Raw genomic sequence first — 25,271 nt, 5'->3', positions numbered from 1 at the left:
TCAGTCAAACTGGCTGATGGCGGTGCAGGATGACGTTCGGTGCCGACCGTTTGCGGGTCGGCTCTTTTCACATTGAACGAGTAGTGATGACATGCTCAAGACTCCCTATTTGCTGTTCCTGGGCGACGTGCCCGATCCGCTGTCCGCCAAGGTCGCCCAGGGCATTCGCGACTGGCGCCCGGAGTATGCGCTGGGGCAGTACCGGTTACCCGGATGCCAGGCGGACATGAAACTGCCGGATCTCGATATCGACGCGGCCGTGGCGCAGGGTGCCAGGACGCTGGTGATCGGTGCGGCCAATCGCGGCGGGGTGATTTCCCGCAGTTGGATCGTGGTGCTCAAAGAGGCGCTGGCAGCCGGCATGGATATCGCTTCCGGGCTGCACAATCTGCTGCGTGACGAGCCGGAGCTGGTGGCGGCGGCGGAGAAGCATGGCGGGCGCCTGATCGACGTGCGCGTGCCGCAGGTCCAGTATCCGATTGGCGACGGCAAGAAGCGCCGTGGCAAGCGCTGTCTGGCCGTGGGTACCGACTGCTCCATCGGCAAGATGTACACGGCGCTGGCGCTGGACATCGCCCTGCGCGAGCGCGGCGCGAAGTCGAGTTTCCGTGCCACCGGCCAGACCGGGATTCTGATCACCGGCGAAGGCGTGCCGCTGGATGCCGTCATCGCCGATTTCATGGCGGGTTCGATCGAGTGGCTGACGCCGGACAACGACGACGATCACTGGGATATCATCGAAGGGCAGGGCAGTCTGTTCCACCCTTCCTATTCCGGCGTCACCATGGCATTGATCCACGGTGGCCAGCCGGACGCGCTAATCCTGTGCCATGAGCCGACGCGCACCCATATGCGAGGGTTGCCGCACTATTCGCTGCCGACGCTGGAACAGCTACGCGATACGGCGCTGCCGCTGGCGCAGGTGGTGAACCCGGCGTGCCAGGTCGTCGGTGTCTCGGTCAATACCTCCAACATGGCGGTCGACGAGGCAGACCGGTATCTGGAGGCGCTCGAATCGCGGCTGGGATTGCCGTGTGTCGATCCCTACCGGCAGGGCGCGGATCGGCTGGCCGCGGCGGTGCTGGCATGCTGAAGCTGAGCGTCGAGGAGCAGGTCTTTCCGCTCGCCGAAGTCTTCACCATCTCCCGCGGTTCACGCAGCGAGGCGCGAGTCGTGGTCGCGACGCTGAGCGATGGCGCTCATGCCGGCCGCGGTGAATGCGTGCCCTATGCCCACTACGGCGAGTCGGTCGATAGCGTCATCGCCCAGATCGAGTCGATGCGTGATGCGCTGGCGCAGGGCATGGATCGTCTCGAACTGCAGTCGCGACTGCCGGCCGGTGCGGCACGCAATGCGCTCGACTGCGCGTTCTGGGATATGGAAGCCAAGTCCGCTGGCAAGCCGGTGTGGAAACTCGCCGGTCTTGACGCGCCCAGGGCCGAGATCACCGCTTTCACGCTGTCGCTGGAGTCACCCGATGCCATGCGCGAGAAGGCCCGGCGCCACGCCGCTCGGCCGCTGCTCAAGCTGAAGCTGGGCGGCGAGGGGGATATCGAGCGCCTCGAGGCCGTTCGCGAGGGCGCACCCGAGGCACGGATCATCGTCGACGCCAACGAGGGCTGGGATCGCGACGCCTACGAACGTCTGGCGCCGACGCTGGTGTCGCTGGGAATCAGCATGGTCGAGCAGCCGCTGCCGGCGGGCCAGGATGCGCCGTTGGCGGAGATCGAGCGTCCGCTGCCGGTGTGTGCCGACGAAGCGTGCCACGACCGCACGTCGCTACCCGATCTGGTCGGCCGCTACGACATGATCAACATCAAGCTCGACAAGACCGGCGGCTTGACCGAAGCACTGGCGCTCAAGCGGGAAGCGCTGGCAAGCGGGTTCGAGATCATGGTCGGCTGCATGGTGGGGTCGTCGCTGTCGATGGCGCCGGCGCTGCTGGTGGCGCAGGGGGCGGCGGTGGTCGATCTCGATGGCCCGTTATTGCTGGCACAGGATCGCGAGCACGGCATGCGTTTCGATGCTGAAGGCATCCATCCGGCGACGTCGGCATTGTGGGGCTGAGCGATCGCTATCATGAACCAGGTTCTGTACCCCGGCGCGGATTCAGCGGAAGACGTAAACATGAAGGCGAACCTGAACGTGAAGACAGACATAGAGACGGCATGAGATGACACAGCGCACGGTCTACGTGAATGGCGACTACGTCGCGGAACAGGACGCCAAGGTATCGGTCTTCGATCGCGGCTTCCTGTTTGCCGATGGCGTCTACGAGGTTTGTTCGGTGCTGGAGGGCAAGCTGATCGATTTTTCCGGCCATATGCGGCGCTTGAAGCGCTCGGCGGGTGAACTCGAGATGGCGTTGCCGTGGGATGACGATGCGCTGCTGACGATCCATCGCGAATTGATCCGGCGCAACGCGCTCGAGGAGGGCATGGTCTACCTCCAGCTGACGCGAGGTAGCGCCGGTGATCGGGACTTCCACTATCCTGGCGCCGATACGCCGCCGACGCTGGTGCTGTTCACCCAGGCCAAGGCCCTCGTCGACAGCCGCAGTGGCCGCGAGGGCATTCGTGTCGCGACGCAACCCGACTGGCGCTGGACGCGACGCGACATCAAGACGGTGCAGCTGCTCTACCCCGTGATGGCCAAGATGGCGGCGACGGCGGCCGGTGCCGACGATGCCTGGATGGTCGAGGAGGGGCTGGTAACCGAAGGAGCATCGAACAACGCGTGGATGCTGACCCACGACGGAGCGCTGGTGACGCGAGAGCTCTCCCACGCCATTCTCCCCGGCATTACTCGTGCCGTCGTTCTGGAGCTCGCCCAGACGCTGTCTCTGCGCGTCGAGGAGCGGGCCTTCAGCGTCGAGGAAGCACAAAATGCCAGAGAGTGCTTCGTGACGTCGGCGTCATCGTTCGTCACGCCGGTCGTGGCGATCGACGGTGTGCCGGTCGCAGGCGGCCGTCCCGGCGAGGTGGCGCGAAAGCTGCGTGGAGCCTACATCGAAGAGAGTCGCCGTCGCGCCATCTGAATCGTGCGGCAGGCTGCGCGAATCGACAGCCTGCCGCCAAGCGACAATAAGGAAACCCGGCAGAAAGCCGATACGAAAAAGCCCGCCGATCGTGAGAACGGCGGGCTTTTTCGCGATATCTGGTGGCTACGCCCTGATTCGAACAGGGGACCCCATCATTATGAGTGATGTGCTCTAACCAGCTGAGCTACGTAGCCTTCGGGGCAGCCGTGTCAAGCTAACCTGAGTCGCCTGACAACGGTTGCGAATACTACCATAACTTGATGAAACGTCAATAATTTCTTGGGTCTGATCTCGACAAGGCCTTTGGATGGCACCCAGGCGTCTCGAGGGAATAGCGCTTCGGCCAAGGAACGCAAAGCCGCCAACACAGAAGTTTGGCCGATACGTCAGCATCCTAAGGAAATGCTGAATAAATCGACGAGCGAGATGAAGCGCGAGGCGTATGGAACGCAGAAAAGGAGACCTAATGAAGTTAGGCGGATTTTCGAGTACCACGCAACGAAGCGATTCGCTCGCGCAGGCATTTATGCAGCGTTTCCCTAAAGACGGCGATAAGCAATACCCTGCTTCAATTGCCGTTCAAATCTACGATGTTGACTTGCCATTCTTTGCACAGCTTGCGGAATGAACGACTGTTGTCAAATGCTTGTTGCAGGTCGAAATGTGCCGTGAAAGCGGGTTGATCCAGCACTTCGCTGTAGGTTCCGCCCTCCATATTTCGGCGCAGCCAACCCTTCGCGTCTCGCGGCGTCTCTGCATCGACTTGGGCATCAGCCGGGTAGCGGAATCCCCGGCGTCCGTCGAGTGACGGGGCTGCCGCAATGAACCAAGCTTCGTATTCGCGCTTGGCCAATACCACCGATAGGCGCCGGTGCGGCAAATGCTGCCTCGCACGCTGATGGACCTCGGCTGCCAAGGTGGCTGGACAGTCGTCATCGGCGTCCAAAACCACCAGAATCCATCCCTGCTCGCCGCATTTGGCGGCCGCCAGCAACAGTTGCTTGCGGAACTCCTCTTCGCGATTGAGAAAACGGTCCCTGTGAACCCGAATCGGTGGGAGCGCATGCGCGTAGTCACGGCCCGGACGCCATGCATTCAGACGACGCAGCAAAACCGGCAAGGCGTCAACTTCGCCATGGCCCTCCACAATGCTGGCGACTGGGATCATGTAGACTCCATTTCACTGAAAAGATCCCCAGAGGCCGCCTTGTCCTGGCGTTCTATACTGTCTCGGTCGGGTGCCAGTTGGTTCATGCGTAGCAGTTCACCAGCCGAGAACAGATGCTCCCGCATGACTTGGCGTGAGCCTTCGTCCAGTGGCGCAACCTTTGTTTCGCCCGCCTCAGACACGACGGCCAGCACGGCATCCGCGTCGATACTGCGGTCATCCAGGAGGTCTGGACTGTGACTAGTCACAAGGACTTGCGTGGTTTCAGAAGCGCGCACCAATGCCTCGCGAAGTGCGGCGCTAGCTGCCGGATGCAGGGCGGTTTCAGGTTCCTCGATGCCGATCAATGTCGGTGAATAATCCACATTACCCTGTAACAGTGCGGCCAGAACGCCCAGTGCGCGTAGGGTGCCATCGGACATATTTTGAGAAAGGAAACGCCAAGGATGTTTGGAGCCGGCCATGTCCTGACGAAACTCCAGCGTTTCCATTGGCCCAATGGGCTTGCGCTCCACGCCATGTACCATAGGCGCCACGGAGTGTAAATATTCCTCTATCAGCGTCATCTGGGCAGGTGCTACCTTTTCCAAATGTCCGATCACGCTGGCGATGTTCTCCCCGGCAGGCCGCAACAGTCTGCCATCTTGGGGTTTCTGTAATTCGCGCATCAGTTTTGGGTTGAGGTTATAGAAGCCCATCGCGGTCAATGCATCAAATACCGGGCGGAAGTCCGTCAGGCCCGAGGCTGCCACCAATGCCAATCTGTCCGCAGTTACCGAGGGGAAGGTGGTCTCGCTGCTATCTCGAAGCTTGCCTTTCCCGATGCGGAAGAATGGACCCTTGCCGATGCCAGCGACAACGCATTCCTCTCGCTGCACCTCGTAACCGCCATTCTTCAACGCCCCGATAACGAAGCCATAGTGCCCAACTTGGCCGCCTTGCATGACGAACTCGATTCGAAGTGCGAAATGCGTAGGATGACCTCCGCTACGCCGGCGAACCTCGTTGATGCCGCCCCGTTCGTTCAGAGCACTATCCAGTGAATTGGAAAGCGCGTCGCGCACGAAATGCAGGGCATCCATGAAATTGCTCTTGCCCGCGCCGTTGTGACCCACCAAGTAGGTCAGCGGGCGCAGACTCACATCGCAATAGCCGATGCTCTTATAGTTGCGAACGGCGACGCGGCTAATAAAAGGGGGCTGTGTCATGTTTTCTCTCCGCGTCAGACTTTGAACATCTTCGTCACCTAGTCCCTAAGTGATTGATGACCTCTACCGCGAACCGCCCAATCTTAGGTTTGGGAAGCGGGCGCGAGATATCACCTTTGGACATCGCACAGGCGCCGGGCGATTTCATTAAACCACGACAGCACCGCTACCGATAACGTTTGCCGCCAGTGGGTTTGATCACCGGAAAGAAAGCCCCCTGTCCTCGGCCAGTAGGTTTGGCTGACCTGATTTTCGGGACCTCAATGAACAATAGGACCGCTACTGCATTCCGAGAAAACCCTCAGACGTTGAAGCGGAAGTGCATCACGTCGCCGTCCTTCACGACGTAAGCCTTGCCTTCGAGACGCCACTTGCCGGCTTCCTTGGCGCCATTCTCGCCACCCAGGGCGACGAAGTCCTCGTAGCTGACCACCTCGGCACGGATGAAGCCCTTCTCGAAATCGGTGTGGATCACGCCGGCGGCTTGCGGTGCGGTCGCGCCGACCTTGACGGTCCAGGCTCGCACTTCCTTCACACCGGCAGTGAAATAGGTTTGCAGCCCCAGCAGGCCGTAGCCGGCACGAATGACGCGATCGAGACCGGGTTCTTCCATACCCATTTCTTCGAGGAACATGGCGCGTTCTTCGTCCTCGAGTTCGGCGATCTCCGCTTCCAGCTTGTTGCAGACCGGCACGACTACCGCATTCTCCCTGGCGGCGATCTCGCGCACGATATCGAGGTGAGGGTTGTTGTCGAACCCGTCCTCGTTGACGTTGGCGATGTACATCGTTGGCTTGAGCGTGAGGAAGCCGAAGCTGCGCAGTTGCTGCTGTTCCTCGGCATCGAGGCCAAAGCTGCGCAGCGGCTGACCTTCGGCCAGGTGCGGCTGAATACGATCCAGAATGGCCTTGGTGGCGATCGCTTCCTTGTCACCGCCCTTGACCACACGGGTCAGGCGCTGAATCGAGCGTTCGACGGCGTCGAGGTCGGCCAGGGCCAGCTCGAGATTGATGGTCTCGATATCGGCGGTGGGGTCGACCTGATTCGCGACGTGGATGACGTTGTCGTCGTCGAAGCAGCGAACCACGTGGGCGATGGCGTCAGTTTCGCGAATGTTGGCGAGGAACTGGTTGCCCAGGCCTTCACCCTTGGAGGCGCCCTCGACCAGGCCGGCGATATCGACGAACTCCATCGTGGTCGGCACCACCTTTTCCGGCTTGACGATCTCGGCGAGCTTGTCGAGACGCGGGTCGGGCATCGGCACGATACCGGTATTGGGTTCGATGGTGCAGAACGGGAAGTTCTCGGCGTCGATGCCGGAGCGCGTCAACGCATTGAAGAGGGTCGACTTGCCAACGTTGGGCAGGCCGACGATGCCGCAATTGAAACCCATGATATATCCCTGAAACGGTGTGATCCTGAATTCGATTCGATCATGGCAGACGCGAACGAATAAGCACGAAAAAGTGAATGGCGGGCATTCTACGGGACGCGGTCGGCGGGGGCCAGACTCTTGCCGAGCTACGAGCTACGAGCTACGAGCTACGAGCTACGAGCTACGAGCTACGAGCTACGAGCTACGAGCTACGAGCTACGAGCTACGAGCTACGAGCTACGAGCTACGAGCTACGAGCTACGAGCTACGAGCGAATCAGGCGGGTTTGAAACTATGCAGACGATTCATCGCCTTGGCCCAATCTCCGTCGAGTACGTCGGGCAGGGTGGCGATGGTTTCATCAAGCGAATCGTCGATGGCCTGGCGTTCGGCCTTGCCGGGACGACCGAGGACATAGTTGGTGACGAGCTTGGCACTGCCGGGGTGGCCGATGCCGATACGCAAACGGTGGAAGCCGTTGCTGTTGCCCAGTGCGCTGATGATGTCGCGCAGGCCGTTATGACCGCCGTGTCCGCCACCCGTCTTGTAACGGGCGCAGCCGGGCGCGATGTCGAGTTCGTCGTGAGCGACGAGGAGCTCGTCCGGAGCGATCTTGAAGAACTGGCACAGCGCAGCCACCGAGGCACCGCTGCGATTCATGAAAGTGGTGGGGTTGAGCAGGTGAAGATCGTGCCCGCCCAGGCGGATCCTGGCATGAAGACCCAGAAACTTGCGTTCGGGACGCAGCGTTTCCGCTGTGTCCCGAGCGAGCTGCTCGACCAGCCAGGCGCCGGCATTGTGACGAGTGTCTTCGTATTCCGGCCCCGGATTACCGAGACCGATGATCGCTTTCACTGTCATTGCCGACTGCCTGTTGTCCGGTCTCTGACGCAGGGTTATGCGTCGCCTTTCGGTTCGCCTTCTTCGTCGACGCCTTCACCGGCGACTTCGTCGTCACTGGCGACGGTCGGGTGCGTGACGCTGACGACACCGGCGTCGTGCTCTTCACCGTGGGTCAGCTCGACCAGAGTCACACCTTCCGGCAGCTTGATGTCGGACAGGTGGATGGTCTCGCCGAGGCCCAGGTTGGCCACGTCGACTTCGATGTATTCCGGCAGCTTGGACGGCAGGCAGCTGATCTGAACGTCGTTGTTCAGAACGTGCAGCACGCCACCTTCGTCCTTGACGCCTTTGCATGCTTCTTCGTTGAGGAAGTGCAGCGGGACATTCAGGGTCAGCTCGTGGGTCGCATCGACGCGCATGAAGTCAGCGTGAGTAACCAGCGCCTTGTACGGATGGCGCTGCAGATCACGAATGACGACCTGCTCGCTCTTGCCGTCGACACTGATGTCGATGATCGAGGAGAAGAACGCTTCGTCTTCGATCGCCTTGTAGAAGGCCGGCTTGTCGATGGTGATCGGCTGCGGTTCGGCAGAACCACCGTAGATGATGGCAGCGACCTGTTCGTTCTTGCGGCGCAGGCGGCGGCTCGCACCTTTCCCCAGCTCCTTACGAACATTGGCGGTCAGGGTGTAATGGGACATTGATTGTCACCTCTAATGGTCAAGTAATGGAAATCGGCACCGCCCGCGACCAGACGATGCCGTTTCCAGTAGGGCCACTGCCCTCACGGCAGTGGCCCACGTATCCGCGCGTGGTTCCCTATCGTTTCGAAACGGCCGTTATCCGAAGACCGTTCCGACGGCGATCAGTGGAACATCGCGCTGACGGATTCTTCGTTACTCACACGACGAATGGCTTCGGCGATCAGGCCGGCGACCGTCAACTGACGGATCTTGCCGCTACGACGTGCAGGTTCGGAGAGCGGTATGGTATCGGCAACGACGAGTTCGTCAAGCACTGAACCGCTAATATTGTCCACGGCGGGCCCGGACAGGATCGGATGCGTGGCATAAGCGACCACTCGGCGAGCGCCACGATCCTTCAATGCCTCGGCGGCCTTGCAGAGGGTGCCGGCGGTATCGACCATGTCGTCGACCACCACGCAGGTGCGATCCTGGATGTCGCCGATGATGTGCATCACCTGAGCCTGGTTGGCCTGCGGGCGACGCTTGTCGATGATCGCCAGGTCGACGTTGAGCTGCTTGGCGATGGCGCGGGCACGGACCACGCCGCCGACATCGGGAGAGACCACGACCAGGTCGTCGTAGTTCTGGCGTTCGATGTCGTCGAGCAGGATCGGAGAGCCGTAGACGTTGTCCACCGGCACGTCGAAGAAGCCCTGGATCTGGTCGGCGTGCAGATCCATGGTCATGACGCGGTCGACACCGGCCTTGACCATCATGTCGGCGACGACCTTGGCCGAGATCGGCACGCGGGCCGAACGCACGCGGCGATCCTGGCGCGCATAGCCGAAGTAGGGCACGACGGCCGTGATGCGGGTGGCCGAGGCGCGACGCAGCGCATCGACCATCAGGATCAGCTCCATGAGGTTGTCGTTGGTCGGCGCGCAGGTCGACTGCAGGATAAAGACGTCTTTACCGCGTACGTTTTCGTTGATTTCGACGGCGATTTCGCCATCGCTGAACTGCCCGACCGTCGCGTGACCCAGTCGGTTATCCAGACTCTCGGCTACCTTCGAAGCAAGTCCGACGTTGGCGTTACCGGTAAAAACCATCAATTTAGACACGCGCGGCCACCTTTGAGAGCAGTTGAAGGTCGGTAGAGGACATTCGTTTCGGTTTCAGGACGGATGACGAGGCTGCAGGGGGAAGGCGGTGCGATGGGCAAGATTCTGAAATGCCACGCTTGCCCGTCGACGATGCGGGCTGGCATCGAAGTCGTACGTCGAGACGGCAGGAGAAGCAACCGCAACGCCGGTGGGGAAATCGTGTGGGCTGAGTGGCCATCGCGACCCGGTTTCCGTATGCAGGCTTGTCGAAAGTCAGGAAGTGGCTGGGGTACCAGGATTCGAACCTGGGAATGCTGGTACCAGAAACCAGTGCCTTACCACTTGGCGATACCCCAGCAATCATTGGTCGCGCCTATTATGCGCAAAAGCACAAACCGTTGGCTAGGTTTGGACGGAAAACCAGCCGTGATGCCACAAGCCGTCTGAAAAGTCTGATAAAAACCGCGTAGTCGAAGCGATTTCCTCAGTGGACGGTGTGGCGACGTCACGCTCGAGTCCTGTCCAGACCCTTGGCAGCTTCCAGAGCCTGGTGCAGCGGAGATACGTTGCTGCCGCGGGCCTTGAATGCCTGCCATTCGTCCGGGACCTGTCGCAGCACCTGTTCGGCTTGCGTTTCGTCGTCCAGCGGACAGAAGACGCAGGCGCCTGTCCCTGTCAGTGCCGCCGTGCCGTACTGGCCGAGCCAGTTCAGCGCGCGGTCTACCTCGAGGTGAAGCGCTCGCACGATGCTCTCGCAATCGTTGCGCCACACGGCGTCGGGGGCGGCCCCGTCGAGTGCGCGACGCATACTAATGACCGTGCTATTACGTGTCAAACCGGGGTGGCCGAAAATCGCCGCGGTGGAGATCTCCACGCCTGGGTGGATGACGACGAACCAGGAGGGCACCAGGTCGACGGGGACGAGACGTTCGCCGACGCCCTCCGCCCAGGCGCTGTGGCCCTGCACGAACACCGGGACATCGGCGCCCAGTTCCAGCCCCAGCGTCGCCAGTCGCTCGAGGCCGAGATCGAGTCCCCAGAGGTGGTCGAGCGCCAACAGCGTGGTGGCGGCGTTGGAGCTACCGCCGCCCAGCCCGCCGCCCATCGGTAGACGTTTTTCCAGCTCGATCGCCGCGCCTTGGCGACAGCCGGTCTCGCGCTGAAGAAGCCGAGCCGCTCGAACGACGAGATTGTCCGCTTCGGCAACATTGGCCAGCGCGGGGGTGAGCGTGATCTCGTCGCTGTCGCACCTCGGATGGAATCGCAGCGTATCGCCGCGATCGAGAATCTGGAACAGCGTCTGCAGCGTGTGATAGCCATCCGGCCGGCGACCGGTAATGCGCAACAGGCGATTGAGCTTGGCCGGCGCGGGCAGCGTCAATGGTGTCATCGGGTCGCGTCCGGTGTCTTTTCAGCGGATCGCTCAGGCCCGTTAGAGGATCGCTCAGGCCCGTCGGCGGGACGTTCGGCTCCAGTCTGCGGCTGCCACTGGTTGACGACCAGCGTGGCGCGGATGTCGTCGTAGGTCATGATCAGGCGGCTCGGCAGCCATAGCGAATCGGCGTAGGTCCAGTCGCGATAGCGAATGTTCCAGCCGTCCTGGCTCAAGGTCCTGGGGAAGCCGAGTTCGTCTTCGCTCTGCTGGTGAGAGCGACCGGGCGCCGGAAGGCCGCGCACCCAGTAGTCGAGTGCCGAGATCGGTAGCGACCAGCCCAGTTGCTGCTGCATCAGGGCTTCCGGTGACGATGCCTCGAAACGGCCGTCGCTGGTGGTCAGCGTCACCGCGCCTTGGCGGCCTTCGAGCACGCTGCGTCCGGCGCCGAACGGGCCGCTGATCAGCATGCGGTAGTGGCCGGGCGACTGTGACCAGTCCAGATTGGCGCTGCGGCTCTCTTCCGGGGTTCGCAGGCCGACCTTGCCGGCTACCGTCCAGGTGTCGAGCGCGGCCAGGTCGTCCTGTTGCCGCTGCCAGTCGTCGGGCTGGCGCGGCACGTCCGGTGCAGGTGCCTGTCCGGCGCAACCGGCAAGCCAGGCCACCAGAACCAGGGCGCCGAGCGCCTGCCACCACGGCTTGAACGGAATCGAAGCGGGCTGTCGCCGTTCGCTGGCCGAAAGGGAGTGTGGCATCGAGTGTTTCCTGTCGAATCGAATGAATTGAGGTGTCCGGCTGCAGGTTAGGGCGCCAGCTGCGGGTAGCGCAGTAGCAGGTCGTCGATATCCGGGTGGATTTCGCTGCCGGCGAGTGCCGATTCCACCAGCGCTCGCGCCTCGGTCGTCTGATCGAGAACGACCAGCACTTCGGCCAGATGCGCGGCGACTTCCTGATCCGGCTGGCCGGCGTAGGCGCGCCGCAGATACCCGAGCGCCTTTTGCGCCTCCCCGCGTTTGAAATGCACCCAGCCCAGGCTATCGAGAATGGCGGGGCTCTCCGGCTCGAGCGCATGGGCCCGCTCGATGAGCTCCAGCGCTTCGTCGTAATGGTCCGTCGTCGTCGCCAGGGTGTAGCCCAGCGCGTTGAGAGCGGCGGCATTGTCGGGTTCTCTGGCAATGATGTCGCGCATCTGCACCATCATCGTTTCGACGTTGCCGCGCTCGAATTCGCGCATGGCCCGGGTATAAAGCAGATCGGTATCATCCGGTGATTGCTCGAGGGATTCGGCGAGCAGCGTATCCGCGGCAGCGCTCTGGCCGGCGTTGTCCAGCGCCTGCACGCCGATCTGGGTCAGCGCCGCGCGCTGGGCGGGATGACGCAGAATCTCGACGCGCAGGAATGTCCGGGCATCCTCGGCGCGGTCGTCGGCCGTCAGCATCTGAGTGGCGAGCGCGCGGGAGTCGAGGAAGCCGGGGCCGGTCGGCACCTGTCGGTAATAGAGCAGCGCGTTGTCGATTTCGCCCTGCGACTCGGCAATGCTGCCCAGCACCAGGTAGGTCGCCGGTGGCGTATCGTCGCGATCGAGCAGTGGCAGCAGCAGCCTTCGGGCGGGTTCCAGCGCACCGGCATCGAGATAGAGCTGGGCGAAACCGATGCGCAGCGTCGGGGTATCGTCATGGCGCGCCAGCAACTGGTCAATTCGGGGCTCGGCAGCGGCGATGTCGCCATTGGCGATTTCCGCCTGTGCCAGCGCCAGCAGGAATCGGCTGTCGTCGGGGGCCAGTTCTCGCCCGCGCTGCGCCGAGAAGACGGCCTGATCGTAGTCGCCGGCCTCGAGCGCGATCTGCGATCGGGTGAGCCAGAGCATCGGCAGATCGGCGTGGCGGCGAGCCAGGTTCGTCAGCCGCTGTCGGGCTTCATCGAACTGGCCGTTGGCCGCCTCGAGCCGTGCCGTTGCCATCTGGGCATCGGCATGGTCGGGCTGGGTGGCGGTGAAGTCGCGTAGTTGGGCGATCAGTGGTGGCAGGTCTGCCTGGGATTCCACCATCAGGTCGGCGAGCTCGAGAAGCTGTGCCTCTTCCCCCGTGCGAGCGAGCGCCAGCCTGTGACGTAGTGCTGCAGGCCAGTCGCCGCGATCCACGGCAATGCCGGAAAGCAGCTTCTGCGGTGCCGAATCCTGCGGCGCCAGCTGTTGCCAGCGAGCCGCCGCGGAGGTCAGCAGGCTCTTGTCATCGGTGTATCGCGCGGCCAGCGTGGCGCGCTCGGCGAGTTCGGCGGAACGGTAGCGTTCGGCGGCCTCCAGATAGCCGTCGGCGGCGCGGTGAAAGTCACCTCGCTGCCCCGCCATCTCGGACAACAGCACCTGGGACAGGCCTCGGGCGTCGAATCCGCGGGTGATCGGCGGCGCCGATGTCAGAGGGTCATCGACAGGCGCCGATGCCGTGTCGGCCGACATGCTTTGGCAGCCAGCCAGCAGAACCGCGCAACTGGCGGCGTAGAACAGACTTTTGGGCATGCCGTCCTCGAGATCGATCAATGGCTCCAGCATAACGGCTGGCCGCCGGGGGTCAATCGCCGAGGCATGTCGGTCGGCGTGTTTCATTGCCTGCTAAGCGTCTTTTGGCTGTGCTAAAATGGCGCCGCCCGGTCGGGCGGACCACAATGGAGTGGATCGCCCGGCCGGGTTCGTCTCGCCGTCCCCGCTTCCGGTCGACCGCGAGAATGGGTGAAGCGGCCGGCAACCTGACATGCCCCGCGCTTCATTCCGGTATGCCGCGCTTTGCTTCGAGGACATCCGCGAGCGCAGACGCCGGATCCACGCAAGACAAATGACCGTGATTTCATGACGCTGCTAGCTCTGGGTATCAACCATAGAACGGCTGCGGTCGACATGCGCGAGCGTGTCGCCTTCTCGCCGGCACAACTCGAGTCCGCGCTGACACAGCTGCGGGCCTTGCCCGACGTGCGAGAGGCGGCGGTGCTCTCCACCTGTAACCGGACCGAGCTCTACTGCATCACCGTAGCCGACGGCGAGCACCAGTTGCTCGAGTGGCTGGGGGCGTTTCACGGCATGCCCGCGCAGGAGCTGTTGAGCTGCGCCTACCACTACCATGAGGGAGAGGCCGCCAGGCATCTGATGCGTGTGGCGGCTGGTCTGGATTCCATGGTGCTGGGGGAGCCGCAGATTCTCGGTCAGCTCAAGGATGCCTACCAGATCGCGCGGCAGCACGCGGGGCTGGGCAGCGAGCTGGAGCGTCTCTTCCAGCAGACCTTCTCGGTCGCCAAGCAGGTCCGCAGCGAAACCGCGATCGGGGAAAATCCGGTCTCGGTCGCTTATGCGGCGGTCAGCCTGGCCAGCCGCATCTTCGACGACTTCAGTCGTGCCCGGGCATTGCTGATCGGCGCCGGCGAGACGGTCGAGCTGGTGGCGCGCCACCTGCGTGAAGCCGGCATCATGGGGCTGACCGTCGCCAACCGCACGCTGGCACGGGCCCAGGCGCTGGCCGAAACCTGCGATGCGCGCGCGATCGAGCTCAATGCCATTCCGCAGGCGCTGGAGCAGGCGGACATCGTCATCGCCTCCACGGCCAGCGAGTTGCCGATCCTCGGCAAGGGCATGGTCGAACGTGCGCTCAAGGTACGCCGGCACCGGCCCATCTTCATGGTCGATATTGCGGTGCCGCGGGACATCGAGCCTGAAGTGGGCGATCTCGACGATGTCTTCCTCTATAGCGTCGACGATCTGCAGCAGGTGATCGCCGAGAATCGGCGTCATCGCGAGGTCGCGGCACGCCAGGCCGAAGCGCTGATCGAAAGCGGGGTCGATCGCTGGCTGCATGAACGCCGGGTGCGCGGGGCAGGGGATCTGATTCGCCGCTATCGTCAGCATGGCGAGTCGCTGCGGCGCGATTCCGAGGCGGAGGCGCTGGCGCAGCTGGCACGTGGCGAAGACCCGGAGACGGTGATCAAGCGTCTGTCGCATCAGTTGGCCAACAAATTGATGCATGGCCCGACGCTGCGCTTGCGCGAGGCGTCGGGTCAATCACGTCACGATATCATTCAGGCGGCCGATAACCTGCTCATCGAAGGGCCCGCCACGACACAGGACTCGGTATGAAAATACAGGACTGGGCATGAAAGCGTCTTTGCGCGAACGACTCGACGCCTTCCAGGATCGCTTCGAGGAGCTCTCAGCGCTGCTCTCCGAGCCCGAAGTGATCGCCGATCAACCGCGTTTCCGCGATTATTCCCGCGAATATGCCGAACTCGAACCGCTGGTCGAGTCTTGGCTCGTCTATCGCCGTACCGAGGCCGATATCGAGGCCGCCGATCAGATGCGCCAAGACAGTGATCCGGAAATGCGCGAGCTGGCAGAGGAGGAGTGGCGTTCTTCCAGAGCTCAGCTCGAGGAGCTCGAGGAGGAGGTCAAGCGCCTGCTGGTACCCAAGGATCCGGACGACGACAGCAACGTCTTCCTGGAGATCCGTGCCGGTACCGGCGGCGACGAGGCGGCGCTGTTCGCTGGCGACCTGTTTCGCATGTATTCCCGCTACGCCGAGCGGCGCGGCTGGAAGGTCGAGGTGGTCAGCGCCAGTCACGGTGAGCAGGGCGGTTACAAGGAGATCATCGCCCGGGTCAAGGGCGATAACGCCTATGCGTCGCTGAAGTTCGAATCCGGCGCGCACCGCGTGCAACGGGTCCCGGCGACGGAGTCCCAGGGACGCATTCATACCTCGGCCTGTACCGTCGCGGTGATGCCCGAAGCGGATGAGGTCGGCGACGTCGACATCAACAGCAACGATCTTCGCGTCGATACGTTCCGTTCCAGCGGCGCCGGTGGCCAGCACGTCAATACCACCGATTCGGCGATTCGCATCACGCACCTGCCGACCGGGCTGGTGGTCGAATGCCAGGAAGAGCGCAGCCAGCACAAGAACCGCGCCAAGGCGATGTCGTTGCTGGCAGCGCGGCTGAAGCAGGCGGCGGTGGACTCCCAGCGCCAGCACCAGGCCGATACGCGCCGTTCCCTGGTGGGGTCGGGCGATCGCAGCGAGCGAATCCGCACCTACAACTTTCCGCAGGGCCGCCTCACCGACCACCGCATCAACCTGACGATCTACAAGCTGGGCGAGGTCGTCGCGGGTGATCTCGACGAGGTCATAGGGCCGTTGATCAACGAGTACCAGGCCGATCAGCTGGCGGCATTGCAGGGGGAGTGATGACGATCGATGACGCCCTGCGCGAGGCGGCAGGGCGCCTCGTCATGTCGCCGACGGCGCGGCTCGATGCGGAAGTGCTGCTGGCTCATGTCTGCGAGACGAACCGGACCTGGCTATACACCTGGGGCGACCGAGAGTTGACGGCAACCCAGCACAAGGCCTTTCAGCAATTGGTTGCCCAGCGGATCGAGGGGCTGCCGGTGGCGTATCTGGTCGGCTCGCGGGAGTTCTGGGGGCTCCGCCTCGAGACCTCGCCAGCGACCTTGATCCCGCGGCCGGATACCGAGCGCTTGGTCGAAGTCGCGCTCGAGTTTGCCACGCCGCCCGCTGGCGAGCTGCTCGATCTGGGCACCGGTACCGGCGCCATCGCGCTGGCCTTTGCCAGCGAACGCCCGGGCTGGCGGGTCACCGGTGTCGATCTCGCCCCTGACGCCGTGACCCTCGCGCAAGCCAATGCCCGACAACTGGCCATCGCCAACGCTCGCTTCCTCGAAAGCGACTGGTTCTCGACGTTGGCCGGGCATCGCTTCGACCTCATCGTGTCCAATCCGCCTTATATTGCCGACGACGATCCGCACCTGCTGCGTGACGACGTGCGTTTCGAGCCACGATCGGCATTGGTGGCCGAGGCTTCCGGGATGTCGGATCTCGAATGGCTGGCCGGGCGTGCGCCGGATCATCTGCAGCCGGGCGGCTGGTTATGGATGGAGCACGGTCATACGCAAGCGGGTGTGGTGCGCGAGGTGCTGTTGCGTCGGGGTTTTCACGATGTCAACTCGCGGCGCGATCTCGCAGGCCACGAGCGCGTCACCGGCGGACGCTGGGGGTGAGTGGTCTGAGGCGCGGAGCCACTTTTCAACGGCCAGAGCGTTGAACGAGGGTTACCGGACTCGCTGGTGATTCGCGCTGGCTCTGTGATAGTAATGTCGCCCCGCGGTTACGGGGTGTAGGCCGGGGCATGTCGTCCATCCGGTATCAGCATCGCTCATCGGGACGAATCACCGCCACCCGGCGTTACCTCGTGCGTGAACCATTTCTATTCATCGGCTTGGAACAACTACAGCAATGAAAGCCAAATCTCGATCACTCGATCGAATTGATCTCAATATCCTGCGTTGTCTGCAGGAGAATGCTCGAATTTCCTACGTCGATCTGGCATCGCAGGTCGGTTTGTCGACGACGCCCTGTCTCGAGCGAGTCAAGCGCCTCGAGCGTGCAGGGATCATTCGTGGCTACAAGGCCATACTCGATCCGCAGGCATTGCGCGCCAATCTGCTGGTGTTCGTCGAAATCAGTCTGAACACCCAGTCGCCGGCCGTCTTCGACGAGTTCCGCAAGGCGGTGGCGAAGCTGCCGCAGATTCAGGAGTGTCATCTGGTCTCCGGGCAGTTCGACTATATCCTCAAATGCCGGATTCCCGAGATGTCGGCCTATCGGCAACTGCTGGGCGATGTCGTGCTGACGCTTCCCGGGGTCAAGGAGTCCAAGAGCTACGTCGTGATGGAAGAGGTGAAAGAGGAGTTGGCGTTGCCGATTCCCGATCTCGACCCGGACGGCAAGTAACGCGCTGGAGGCGATTCATTGCCACGGCAGCCACTTCGCTTTGGGATCATCGAAAAAGGTCATGAAAAGATCATGAACGACGAAGCACTGTTGCGCTATAGCCGCCATATCATGCTGGACGAGATCGATATCGCAGGGCAGGAGCGGTTGCTGAGTTCCCGCGTGTTGATCATCGGCGCCGGCGGCCTCGGCTCTCCCGCTGCGCTATATCTGGCGGGCGCGGGTGTCGGGCGCCTGAGTGTCGCCGACGACGATGTCGTGGAACTATCGAATCTGCAGCGCCAGATCGCTCATACCGAGGCTTCTCTGGGGCGATCCAAGGCTTGCTCGGCGGCCGAGGCGGCAAGAAAAATTAACGCGACCTGTGATATACGAGCCTTGAATACGCGGCTGGTCGGCGAGGAGCTGATTGCCGAAGTCGAAGCCGCTGACGTGGTGCTCGACTGTACCGATCGCTTTTCCAGCCGCTTCGCAATCAATCGCGCCTGTGTCGAAACCCGAACCCCGCTTGTAAGCGGCGCGGCCATTCGCTTTTCGGGACAACTGGCGGTCTTCGATACGCGCGAGCCATCGTCGCCGTGCTATGCCTGTCTCTATGGGGAGCTGGGTGACGACGAGGCACTGACCTGCGCGGAAAGCGGTGTGATATCTCCGCTGGTCGGGATCATCGGTAGCTTTCAGGCTCTGGAGGCCATGAAGTTGATTAGCGGCGCCGGACAGACCCTTCGCGGGCTGTCGACCTTCGATGCCTCGCGTGGCGAGTGGCGCCGTTTCACTTTGCCGAGAGACCCGGCCTGTGCGGTGTGCACAGGGCGGTGAGCGACGCCGATTCAGGATATAAATCCGGGAGCTCATGTCGGGTGTCGGATAGGCAGGTTGGGACAGTCAGGTTGCGATAGTCAGGCCTCGGATAGTTTCAAGGCCCGCATCCATCGGCCCACCTGGCGGCTCTCCATCGGTTGTTCAAGATAGACGCTCAGTAGCCTGCGCCACTCTTCAGCCTGCCATTGCGTCAGTCGGCGAGCGAAAATCTGCAGGTCACGGCGTTTCTCTTTTCCGGCCAACAGCAGCGGCCGGGATTTCTCCAGATCGATGAACCTGGCATCGAAGCCATGAAGGGCCGCGTCATCGGCGCGTAGAAAGACGTGCTTGGCATAAAGGCTGCCATGGCGCCAGCGGCGTTTGTGCAGTGTACGAAGGAGCTCGCCGCAACTGTCGATGATGCGCGCTCGGGTCGGTTCGGGCCTATCGGGCCATCCTGAGTGGATATCGACCATGTCGGCATAACCTTCGAGCTCGGGCGTGATCAGGATGGCTTGCCAGCGTCCGGCGTTCTTGCGTTCTTCGAAATAGGCGGTTTCCAGAGCGGGGATGTTCAGCCGGTGAAACGTCGCGACGTTGCGCGCCTCACGCGCGAAGGTGGGTTCACCGAGAGGGCGCTGGAGGCTGCGGCCCAGATGGTTGGTCTGACGTTTGACGAAAAAGGTTCGTGATGGCAGGCCTTGGGCGTCTAGTGTCACTCGGCTCACTTCCGAATGGCCGCCCCTTTCCAGGTTGGGGGCATCGACGGGGTCGAGATCGAGCGACCAGAGCGCGTCGAAATCATCGAGTTGGTTCTGCTGGAAGTAGAGCTGATATCGGGGAGCGAGAAAACGTTGCACAGTGGGTCCTATCGACTGCATTTCTTCGTAGATTGTCGCTGGAGGCTAGCCTGCAAGCCTGTCGTGCAGTTTGTTCAGAATGGCCGATTCGCCACTTCACGTCACCGGCTTCAATTGCAAACGGCTTGAAGCTCGAGCGCTTGGCGTCTCATCGGCCAGGTGCCAGGTTCGCAGCGGTGGGAGAGATTATAAACGTGGAGAGCTTGATCGAAAGGGATATGAGCGGATTTCACGGTGGTGGGCGCTATATCCGACAACACTAAAGTAGATGAAAATTCCTCTTTCTCTTTATCGCGATATCCTGATAATCTAGTAGGTATTGTAGTTCTTTGAGGTTCTTTACTACTATATATTGATTTTTCGCGTGCAAAAATTTTAATTTGCGAAGTGAAGAATCGTTTGGAAACGTGCTCAGCGTGCGCGTTTTTAGCCTCGAGGTTCATGGTCGCGATGCCGCGATCTTTAGCCCGGATACTTCAGCGCAAAGCGATGGAGTATGCCGGGCGTTTTTTTATCAGCAACATGAAGGCTGCCTTCTGATTGCAGGCTGGTATAATCGCTTCTTCCCGAATCTTTTCGCAGTCTCTCGTCTCTCCTTGTTTCTCCTCGTTGTGTCGCTCAGGCTTCATTATCTCGCGATTGATCCAATGGCGGCCATCAGGTTCAGTTCGGCACCGTCGCTCAAGAATGGGCTACGTTGGTGATCGCTTTTGCTCCAGGTTAATTTAAATGAACCGGGAAGCGCGCAGACTGAATTTTAGTTAACCATGACTTTATTTTAATTGAAGCACTGCTGAATTTATTTTAGGTATCTCTTGATATCTAAAGCGCTCTTTGGAATAGCAATGAAATTGACTGCGCGAGATTTTCAGACTGCTCAGCACCAAACGAAGAACGTACCCAAGACGGGGACCTTGGCCCATCGAGCCCGAGCCGTCGGTATGCCCTTGGGGACTTTGAAGACGCGAATCAAAAAGCTGGTTGACAGAGGCATCGAGCGGGAGCGCGCCATTGAAATCGCACTAAGCAAGCCGGTCGGACCTCAAGGGCGCCCCAGAAAGCTGACACATCGCTAGGGTTGAGGGGCCATCGCTAGGGGTGAGGGGTGAGGGGTGAGGGGTGAGGGGTGAGGGGCGAAGGCAGTCATCTGCAGGCAGAGCCATGACTTTTGTCGACCCGTGCTGAAGAAGACAAAGCCATTGAATGGCTTTGAATGCGAGCCCCGGATCGATGCCGGGGCTATCTGTCTCGTAAAAAACCGGAGAAAAAAGCCTGGAGAAAACGAGACGTCATGAAACTCAGGAAGACTGAGAGGTCCCATCCCATTGCGGCCTTCCGTCGCGCATCAGGACACGCTCGCCCTCGGGCTTGTCGTCCAGCTTGGCTTCATGAACTTCGCCGTCATAGCGGTACCGGACATCGTAACCGACGGTCTCCTGTTTGCTGTCGTTGACGGTGCTGCAGCGCTGTTCGGTCGTCTGGTAGGTGTCGCCCTGCTGCATCTGCTGCTGGACCTGATTGCCCGCCAGTCCGCCGCCGACGGCACCTGCTGCCGTCATGATCTTCTTGCCGCTACCGCCGCCGAACTGATTGCCCACGACCCCGCCGACGATGGCGCCAATGGCCGTGCCGGCGATGCGATTTTCGTCTTTCACCGGGCGCTGGTGCGTGACCGTGACGTTCTCGCAGACCTCACGGGGTGTGCTGGAAGTCTGCACGATCGGGTCCACACTGACGATGTCGGCATATCTCGGGCCGCTTTCGGAGGATTGATAGGCCCCGACAGCGACACCACCAGCGATGCCCAGTGCCGCTATGATGCTGCCAATGATGATCGGCTTCTTCATGACCTTGCTCCTTCTTCGTACTCACCGTGGATATCGCGACGAGGCGTGAGTATCCGACGGTGGCTGCCACTTCTCTTTTGGTGTCCCTGTCGATTGCCGGTCGGCATCCGCCTTGAGAATCGACGCGTCCGGACGAGTTCTCCAGATGGGCTCAGTATAGTCTCGAAGCACTCGCCAAACGCCTGTGTCAGGCGTTGTTGAACACTGTTTTCATTTTGGTAACGAGGTGTTGTCGAATGGCGACAGGCCTCGATACGGCAGACAGCCGTCTGGCGAAAAGCCGAGGAAAGGCAGCCGAATATTCGGGGGAGCGGCCGAGAAGGGTTGGTACGAGGGAAGGAGCGGTACATTCGTCGGCACCGTGATCGTGGTGCCGACGATATCGGTCGTGGCGTATTACAGCTCGAACGTCGCCAGCTTGCGCTCGACCTTGGCCTTCTTCAATTTGGCCACCTTGGGCAGGCCGTTCTCGAACGGGGGGAAGTCCTCGCCCAGAATCAGCGGGGCGAGATAGCGTCGCCCGGCTTCGCTGATATAGAGACCGTCTTCGCTGATGTAGTCGCGCGGCATGAACTTCTCGTGGTTGGCGATCTCCGACAGCGGCGCCGCCTCGATCTTCCATTCGTATGGCGTGTCCGAAACGCGCTTGATTGCCGGCATCATCGAATTCTGCCCCGCCAGGGCGAGTTCGACGGCGGCTTCGCCCACGGCATAGGCCTGATCGACATCGGTCTTGGAGGCGATGTGGCGTGCGGCGCGCTGCAGGTAGTCGGCCACTGCCCAGTGGTATTTATGGCCGAGATCTTCCTTGACCATGGAGGCCAGCATCGGCGCGACTCCGCCCAGCTGCTTATGGCCGAAGGCATCGGTGCTGCCGGCATCGGCAAGGAAGGTGCCGTCGGCATATTGCGCGCCTTCGGAGACCACGATCACGCAGAAGCCGTGATGTTTGACGGCCTCGTCGATACGCGCCATGACCGTGACCCGATCGAAGGCGATCTCGGGAAAGATGATCAGGTGCGGGGCTTGTTCCGGCGATTCGCCGGAGAGGGCGCCAGCGGCAGCAATCCAGCCTGCATGACGACCCATGACTTCGAGAATGAACACCTTGGTCGAGGTGGAGCACATCGATTCGATGTCGAGCGCCGCTTCTCGCGTCGAGGTGGCGACGTACTTGGCGACACTGCCAAAGCCGGGTGAGTTATCGGTAATGGGCAGATCGTTGTCGACGGTCTTGGGAACATGAATGGCCGTCAGGGGGTAGCCCATCGTCTCCGAGAGTTGAGAGACCTTGAGGCAGGTGTCGGCGCTATCGCCGCCGCCGTTGTAGAAGAAGTAGCGGATGTCGTGAGCCTTGAACACTTCGATCAGGCGTTCGTATTCGGCGCGGTGCGTCTCGATCGACTTGAGCTTGTAGCGACAGGAACCAAAGGCGCCCCCGGGGGTGTGGCGGAGTGCCGAGACGGATTCGTCGCTTTCCTGATTGGTATCGATCAAGTCTTCCATGAGCGCGCCGATGATGCCGTTGTGCCCGGCATAGAGATGACCGATGCGGTCCGGGTGGCGGCGGCAGGCCTCGATCACGCCACAGGCGCTGGCGTTGATGACGGCGGTAACGCCACCGGACTGGGCGTAAAAGGCATTATGCTTGGCCATATCGGCTCTCATCTCCTGGTATTCGGTTATGCTGGCTCACGACCGTTGGTCCGGCGTGCGCGGACCTTCTATCGGTGCTGACTTCCTTGACGCTCTCGCGGTAGAAATGACCTGCCTTCAGCCCATCACGAAATGATGAAACCCGGCGGTCAACGGCGTGATGCCTCTTGTCGAGGATGTTACGAGTCACGGATGCCGGCCCAGCATAGCCGAAAGGCGAATGCCTGTTAACACGAGAAGCCCGTAGCAGCCTCGGTCATTTTTCTGCGACTGCCGAATGAGTTAGCCGCTAACGCCTGTCATTGGCGCCGCGATGAGCCGGGTATCTTGCAACGGTGTTTCGATACGTTTCCGGAAGACATCAAGGCTCATGGAGCGCCTTCAAGCGGCTCTCGAGGCTATTTCTCGCTGAACGGCAGGAGGCGAATCACGCGGCGAGCGGGCTGGTGGCCCGGTTCGCGAGGCCATGCTAGGCTCGCCGGCTCATGCAAGGGAGAGTGGTATGCACGTTCATGTAGTGGGGGTATGTGGCACGTTCATGGGCAGTCTCGCGCGTCTGGCAAAGATGCTGGGATATCGCGTGACCGGCTCGGATGCCAATGTCTATCCCCCGATGAGCCTTCAGCTCGAGGAGATCGGCATCGAGTTGATGGAGGGCTATCGTCCCGAGAATCTCCAGCCGGCTCCGGATCTGGTCATCGTCGGTAACGCGCTCTCCCGGGGGAATCCGGAAATCGAAGCCTTGCTGAACGCCAAGCTCCCCTATACTTCCGGGCCGCAGTGGCTGGCGGAACACGTATTGCCGGGACGCCAGGTTTTGGCGGTAGCGGGGACGCACGGCAAGACCACCACGGCGAGCATGCTGGCCTGGATACTGGAAGCCGCGGGTCTCGAACCCGGATTTCTGATAGGCGGCGTACTGCGCAATTTCGGATGCTCGTCTCGTCTTGGCAAGGCCGGTGCGCCGTTCGTCGTGGAAGCGGACGAGTACGATACCGCGTTCTTCGACAAGCGTTCGAAGTTCGTTCACTACCGTCCGGATGTCGCGATTCTCAACAATCTGGAATTCGATCACGCGGATATCTTCACTGATCTCGCGGCTATCGAGCGCCAGTTTCACCATTTCGTTCGAACCGTGCCGGGTAACGGCGACCTGGTGGTCGCCGACGACGAGCCGGCGCTGGAACGGGTGCTGGCGCAGGGCTGCTGGTCGCCGGTAGAGCGCTTCGGTCAACGTGCCGGTAGCGACTGGCGCTTTGCGCTCGATCCGGAGGATAGCCGTGTCTTTACGGTGATGGCCGGCGACGAGCAGCAAGCGGTTCATTGGACGATGAGCGGCCGCCACAATGCCGCCAATGGCGTGGCCGCGCTGGCGGCAGCTCATCGGCTCGGCGTTTCGCTGGCCGATGGTTGCCGAGCGCTATCCACTTTCGCGGCGCCCAAGCGACGCCAGGAGGTCCGCGGGGAGGTGGCCGGCATTCAGGTGCTCGACGACTTCGCGCATCATCCCACCGCGATCGCGCTGACCCTCGAAGGGCTACATCAGGACCGCCACGGCGGCCGGCTGCTGGCGATCATCGAACCTCGCTCCAACACCATGCGCCAGGGCACGATGAAATCACGTCTGGCCGACAGCACGTCGATAGCCGACCGGGTCTGGTGGTATCAGCCTCCGGGATTGGACTGGTCGCTGGACGAAGTTGTCGCCGGACACGCGGCCAGCCGGGTATCCAGCGACCTCGACGCGCTCGTCGGCGAGGTCGTGGAGGCGGCAGCCTCGGGCGACCGAATCGTAGCCATGTCCAATGGCGGGTTCGGCGGGATTCACGGCAAGTTGCTGCAGGCACTGGAGGCTCGCCATGGCAGCACGCAATGAAGCTCCTCCCCGCGCGACGTATGCGGCGCCGGTCGCCGTGGCGCTGACCGGCGCTTCCGGTGTGCAATATGGGCTGCGTCTGATCGAGTGTCTGGTTGGAGCCGGGCACGAGGTTTACGTGATGGTCTCGAAGGCGGCGCATCGCGTCGTTGCGGTCGAGACCGATATCGATCTGCCGGCGCAGCCGGATCGGCTGGCCCGGTCGTTGACCGAGCGATTCGGCGCCGGCGAGGGGCAAATTCGCTGTTTCGGGCGGGAGGACTGGATGGCGCCGGTCGCTTCCGGTTCCGGCAACTGGCAGGCGCTGGTGATCTGCCCGTGCTCGACGGGAACGCTCTCGGCGGTAGCCTGCGGGGCGAGCAACAATCTCATCGAGCGGGCCGCCGATGTCGCGCTCAAGGAGCGTCGGCAGCTGATTCTCGTGCCTCGGGAGACGCCGCTCTCGGCGGTGCATCTCGACAACATGCTCAAGCTGACCCATATGGGCGCGGTCATGCTGCCGGCGGCGCCGGGGTTCTATCACCGTCCGGACAGCGTCGAAGCGATGATCGATTTCATCGTGGCGCGGATACTCAACCAGCTAGGCATTGCTCAGACATTGATGCCGCGCTGGGGCGACTGAGAACCTGTTCACAATCTGCTGCGCGTCGGCCA

General features: G+C 61.8%; 22 protein-coding genes and 2 tRNA genes. 10 read left to right on the top strand and 14 right to left on the bottom strand.

Annotated features, from left to right (window positions below; translation table 11 throughout):
• Positions 1–91 precede the first annotated feature (91 nt).
• The 3 genes from dgcN (at position 92) to R3F72_RS06775 (ending at position 3,037) form a co-directional block, all read left to right on the top strand.
• Positions 92–1,093 carry an N-acetyltransferase DgcN gene (gene dgcN / locus R3F72_RS06785; RefSeq protein ID WP_332779256.1) on the top strand — a complete coding sequence of 334 codons (1,002 nt, stop codon included), beginning with the start codon at positions 92–94 and terminating at the stop codon, positions 1,091–1,093.
• Entirely contained in the window at positions 1,087–2,067 is a 981-nt protein-coding gene (gene dgcA / locus R3F72_RS06780; protein ID WP_322527539.1) for an N-acetyl-D-Glu racemase DgcA, read from the top strand. Before dgcN ends, dgcA begins: the two co-directional genes overlap by 7 nt.
• Positions 2,068–2,173: 106 nt before the next feature.
• The gene (locus R3F72_RS06775) at positions 2,174–3,037 is read left to right on the top strand and encodes a D-amino-acid transaminase (protein ID WP_303854653.1); all 864 of its coding nucleotides are present in this window, start codon (positions 2,174–2,176) and stop codon (positions 3,035–3,037) included.
• 120 nt (positions 3,038–3,157) lie between these two features.
• Here R3F72_RS06775 and R3F72_RS06770 read toward each other — a convergent pair.
• From R3F72_RS06770 to R3F72_RS06720, 11 genes are all read right to left on the bottom strand, one after another.
• A tRNA-Met gene (locus R3F72_RS06770) sits at positions 3,158–3,234 on the bottom strand.
• Between the two features lie 374 nt (positions 3,235–3,608).
• Positions 3,609–4,208 (bottom strand): DUF4276 family protein, encoded by a 600-nt coding sequence (locus R3F72_RS06765; RefSeq protein WP_087720485.1) that lies wholly within the window; start codon positions 4,206–4,208, stop codon positions 3,609–3,611.
• Positions 4,205–5,416: an AAA family ATPase gene (locus R3F72_RS06760; RefSeq protein WP_087720484.1), complete on the bottom strand. Its 1,212-nt coding sequence runs from the start codon at positions 5,414–5,416 to the stop codon at positions 4,205–4,207. Before R3F72_RS06760 ends, R3F72_RS06765 begins: the two co-directional genes overlap by 4 nt.
• Positions 5,417–5,717: 301 nt before the next feature.
• Entirely contained in the window at positions 5,718–6,809 is a 1,092-nt protein-coding gene (gene ychF / locus R3F72_RS06755) for a redox-regulated ATPase YchF (protein ID WP_303854652.1), read from the bottom strand.
• Between the two features lie 258 nt (positions 6,810–7,067).
• Entirely contained in the window at positions 7,068–7,652 is a 585-nt protein-coding gene (gene pth, locus R3F72_RS06750) for an aminoacyl-tRNA hydrolase (RefSeq protein WP_087720482.1), read from the bottom strand.
• A 35-nt stretch (positions 7,653–7,687) separates the two neighbouring features.
• Positions 7,688–8,335 carry a 50S ribosomal protein L25/general stress protein Ctc gene (locus R3F72_RS06745; RefSeq protein ID WP_087720481.1) on the bottom strand — a complete coding sequence of 216 codons (648 nt, stop codon included), beginning with the start codon at positions 8,333–8,335 and terminating at the stop codon, positions 7,688–7,690.
• Positions 8,336–8,499: 164 nt separating this feature from the next.
• Positions 8,500–9,441 carry a ribose-phosphate pyrophosphokinase gene (locus R3F72_RS06740; protein WP_170835901.1) on the bottom strand — a complete coding sequence of 314 codons (942 nt, stop codon included), beginning with the start codon at positions 9,439–9,441 and terminating at the stop codon, positions 8,500–8,502.
• A gap of 263 nt (positions 9,442–9,704) precedes the next feature.
• A tRNA-Gln gene (locus R3F72_RS06735) sits at positions 9,705–9,779 on the bottom strand.
• A 149-nt stretch (positions 9,780–9,928) separates the two neighbouring features.
• Positions 9,929–10,813, bottom strand: coding sequence for a 4-(cytidine 5'-diphospho)-2-C-methyl-D-erythritol kinase (gene ispE, locus R3F72_RS06730; protein WP_332779255.1), 885 nt, complete (start codon positions 10,811–10,813; stop codon positions 9,929–9,931).
• The gene (gene lolB / locus R3F72_RS06725) at positions 10,810–11,550 is read right to left on the bottom strand and encodes a lipoprotein insertase outer membrane protein LolB (protein WP_332779254.1); all 741 of its coding nucleotides are present in this window, start codon (positions 11,548–11,550) and stop codon (positions 10,810–10,812) included. The genes ispE and lolB overlap by 4 nt, the downstream gene beginning before the upstream one ends.
• Positions 11,551–11,597: 47 nt before the next feature.
• Complete coding sequence (locus tag R3F72_RS06720; RefSeq protein WP_332779253.1) at positions 11,598–13,343, bottom strand: tetratricopeptide repeat protein; 1,746 nt, start codon at positions 13,341–13,343, stop codon at positions 11,598–11,600.
• Positions 13,344–13,637: 294 nt separating this feature from the next.
• On the opposite strand from R3F72_RS06720, the gene hemA reads away from it, so the two are divergent.
• From hemA to R3F72_RS06695, 5 genes are all read left to right on the top strand, one after another.
• Positions 13,638–14,912, top strand: coding sequence for a glutamyl-tRNA reductase (gene hemA / locus R3F72_RS06715; RefSeq protein ID WP_332779252.1), 1,275 nt, complete (start codon positions 13,638–13,640; stop codon positions 14,910–14,912).
• A gap of 16 nt (positions 14,913–14,928) precedes the next feature.
• Entirely contained in the window at positions 14,929–16,014 is a 1,086-nt protein-coding gene (prfA, locus tag R3F72_RS06710; RefSeq protein ID WP_332779251.1) for a peptide chain release factor 1, read from the top strand.
• Positions 16,014–16,844: a peptide chain release factor N(5)-glutamine methyltransferase gene (prmC, locus tag R3F72_RS06705; RefSeq protein WP_332779250.1), complete on the top strand. Its 831-nt coding sequence runs from the start codon at positions 16,014–16,016 to the stop codon at positions 16,842–16,844. Before prfA ends, prmC begins: the two co-directional genes overlap by 1 nt.
• 235 nt (positions 16,845–17,079) lie before the next feature.
• Positions 17,080–17,577, top strand: coding sequence for an Lrp/AsnC ligand binding domain-containing protein (locus tag R3F72_RS06700; protein ID WP_332779249.1), 498 nt, complete (start codon positions 17,080–17,082; stop codon positions 17,575–17,577).
• 72 nt (positions 17,578–17,649) lie between these two features.
• Positions 17,650–18,396 carry a HesA/MoeB/ThiF family protein gene (locus R3F72_RS06695; RefSeq protein ID WP_332779248.1) on the top strand — a complete coding sequence of 249 codons (747 nt, stop codon included), beginning with the start codon at positions 17,650–17,652 and terminating at the stop codon, positions 18,394–18,396.
• Between the two features lie 80 nt (positions 18,397–18,476).
• Here R3F72_RS06695 and R3F72_RS06690 read toward each other — a convergent pair whose 3' ends face one another.
• The 3 genes from R3F72_RS06690 to R3F72_RS06680 all read right to left on the bottom strand — a co-directional run bounded on the left by R3F72_RS06690 (position 18,477) and on the right by R3F72_RS06680 (position 22,741).
• Positions 18,477–19,238, bottom strand: coding sequence for a lipopolysaccharide kinase InaA family protein (locus R3F72_RS06690; RefSeq protein WP_332779247.1), 762 nt, complete (start codon positions 19,236–19,238; stop codon positions 18,477–18,479).
• A gap of 1,298 nt (positions 19,239–20,536) precedes the next feature.
• Positions 20,537–21,085, bottom strand: a complete 549-nt coding sequence (locus tag R3F72_RS06685) for a glycine zipper 2TM domain-containing protein (RefSeq protein ID WP_332779246.1) — start codon at positions 21,083–21,085, stop codon at positions 20,537–20,539.
• A 396-nt stretch (positions 21,086–21,481) separates the two neighbouring features.
• Complete coding sequence (locus R3F72_RS06680; RefSeq protein ID WP_332779245.1) at positions 21,482–22,741, bottom strand: 6-phosphofructokinase; 1,260 nt, start codon at positions 22,739–22,741, stop codon at positions 21,482–21,484.
• Between the two features lie 502 nt (positions 22,742–23,243).
• Here R3F72_RS06680 and mpl point away from each other — a divergent pair.
• Positions 23,244–24,617: a UDP-N-acetylmuramate:L-alanyl-gamma-D-glutamyl-meso-diaminopimelate ligase gene (gene mpl, locus R3F72_RS06675; RefSeq protein WP_332779244.1), complete on the top strand. Its 1,374-nt coding sequence runs from the start codon at positions 23,244–23,246 to the stop codon at positions 24,615–24,617.
• Positions 24,601–25,239: a flavin prenyltransferase UbiX gene (locus tag R3F72_RS06670; RefSeq protein ID WP_332779243.1), complete on the top strand. Its 639-nt coding sequence runs from the start codon at positions 24,601–24,603 to the stop codon at positions 25,237–25,239. The genes mpl and R3F72_RS06670 overlap by 17 nt, the downstream gene beginning before the upstream one ends.
• Positions 25,240–25,271: the final 32 nt, after the last annotated feature.

The organism is Salinicola sp. 4072 (assembly GCF_036663415.1).
Classification (GTDB): domain Bacteria; phylum Pseudomonadota; class Gammaproteobacteria; order Pseudomonadales; family Halomonadaceae; genus Salinicola; species Salinicola salarius_A.
Note: the sequence above shows the minus strand (reverse complement) of the source record. Positions and strands in the feature narration are given on the sequence as shown.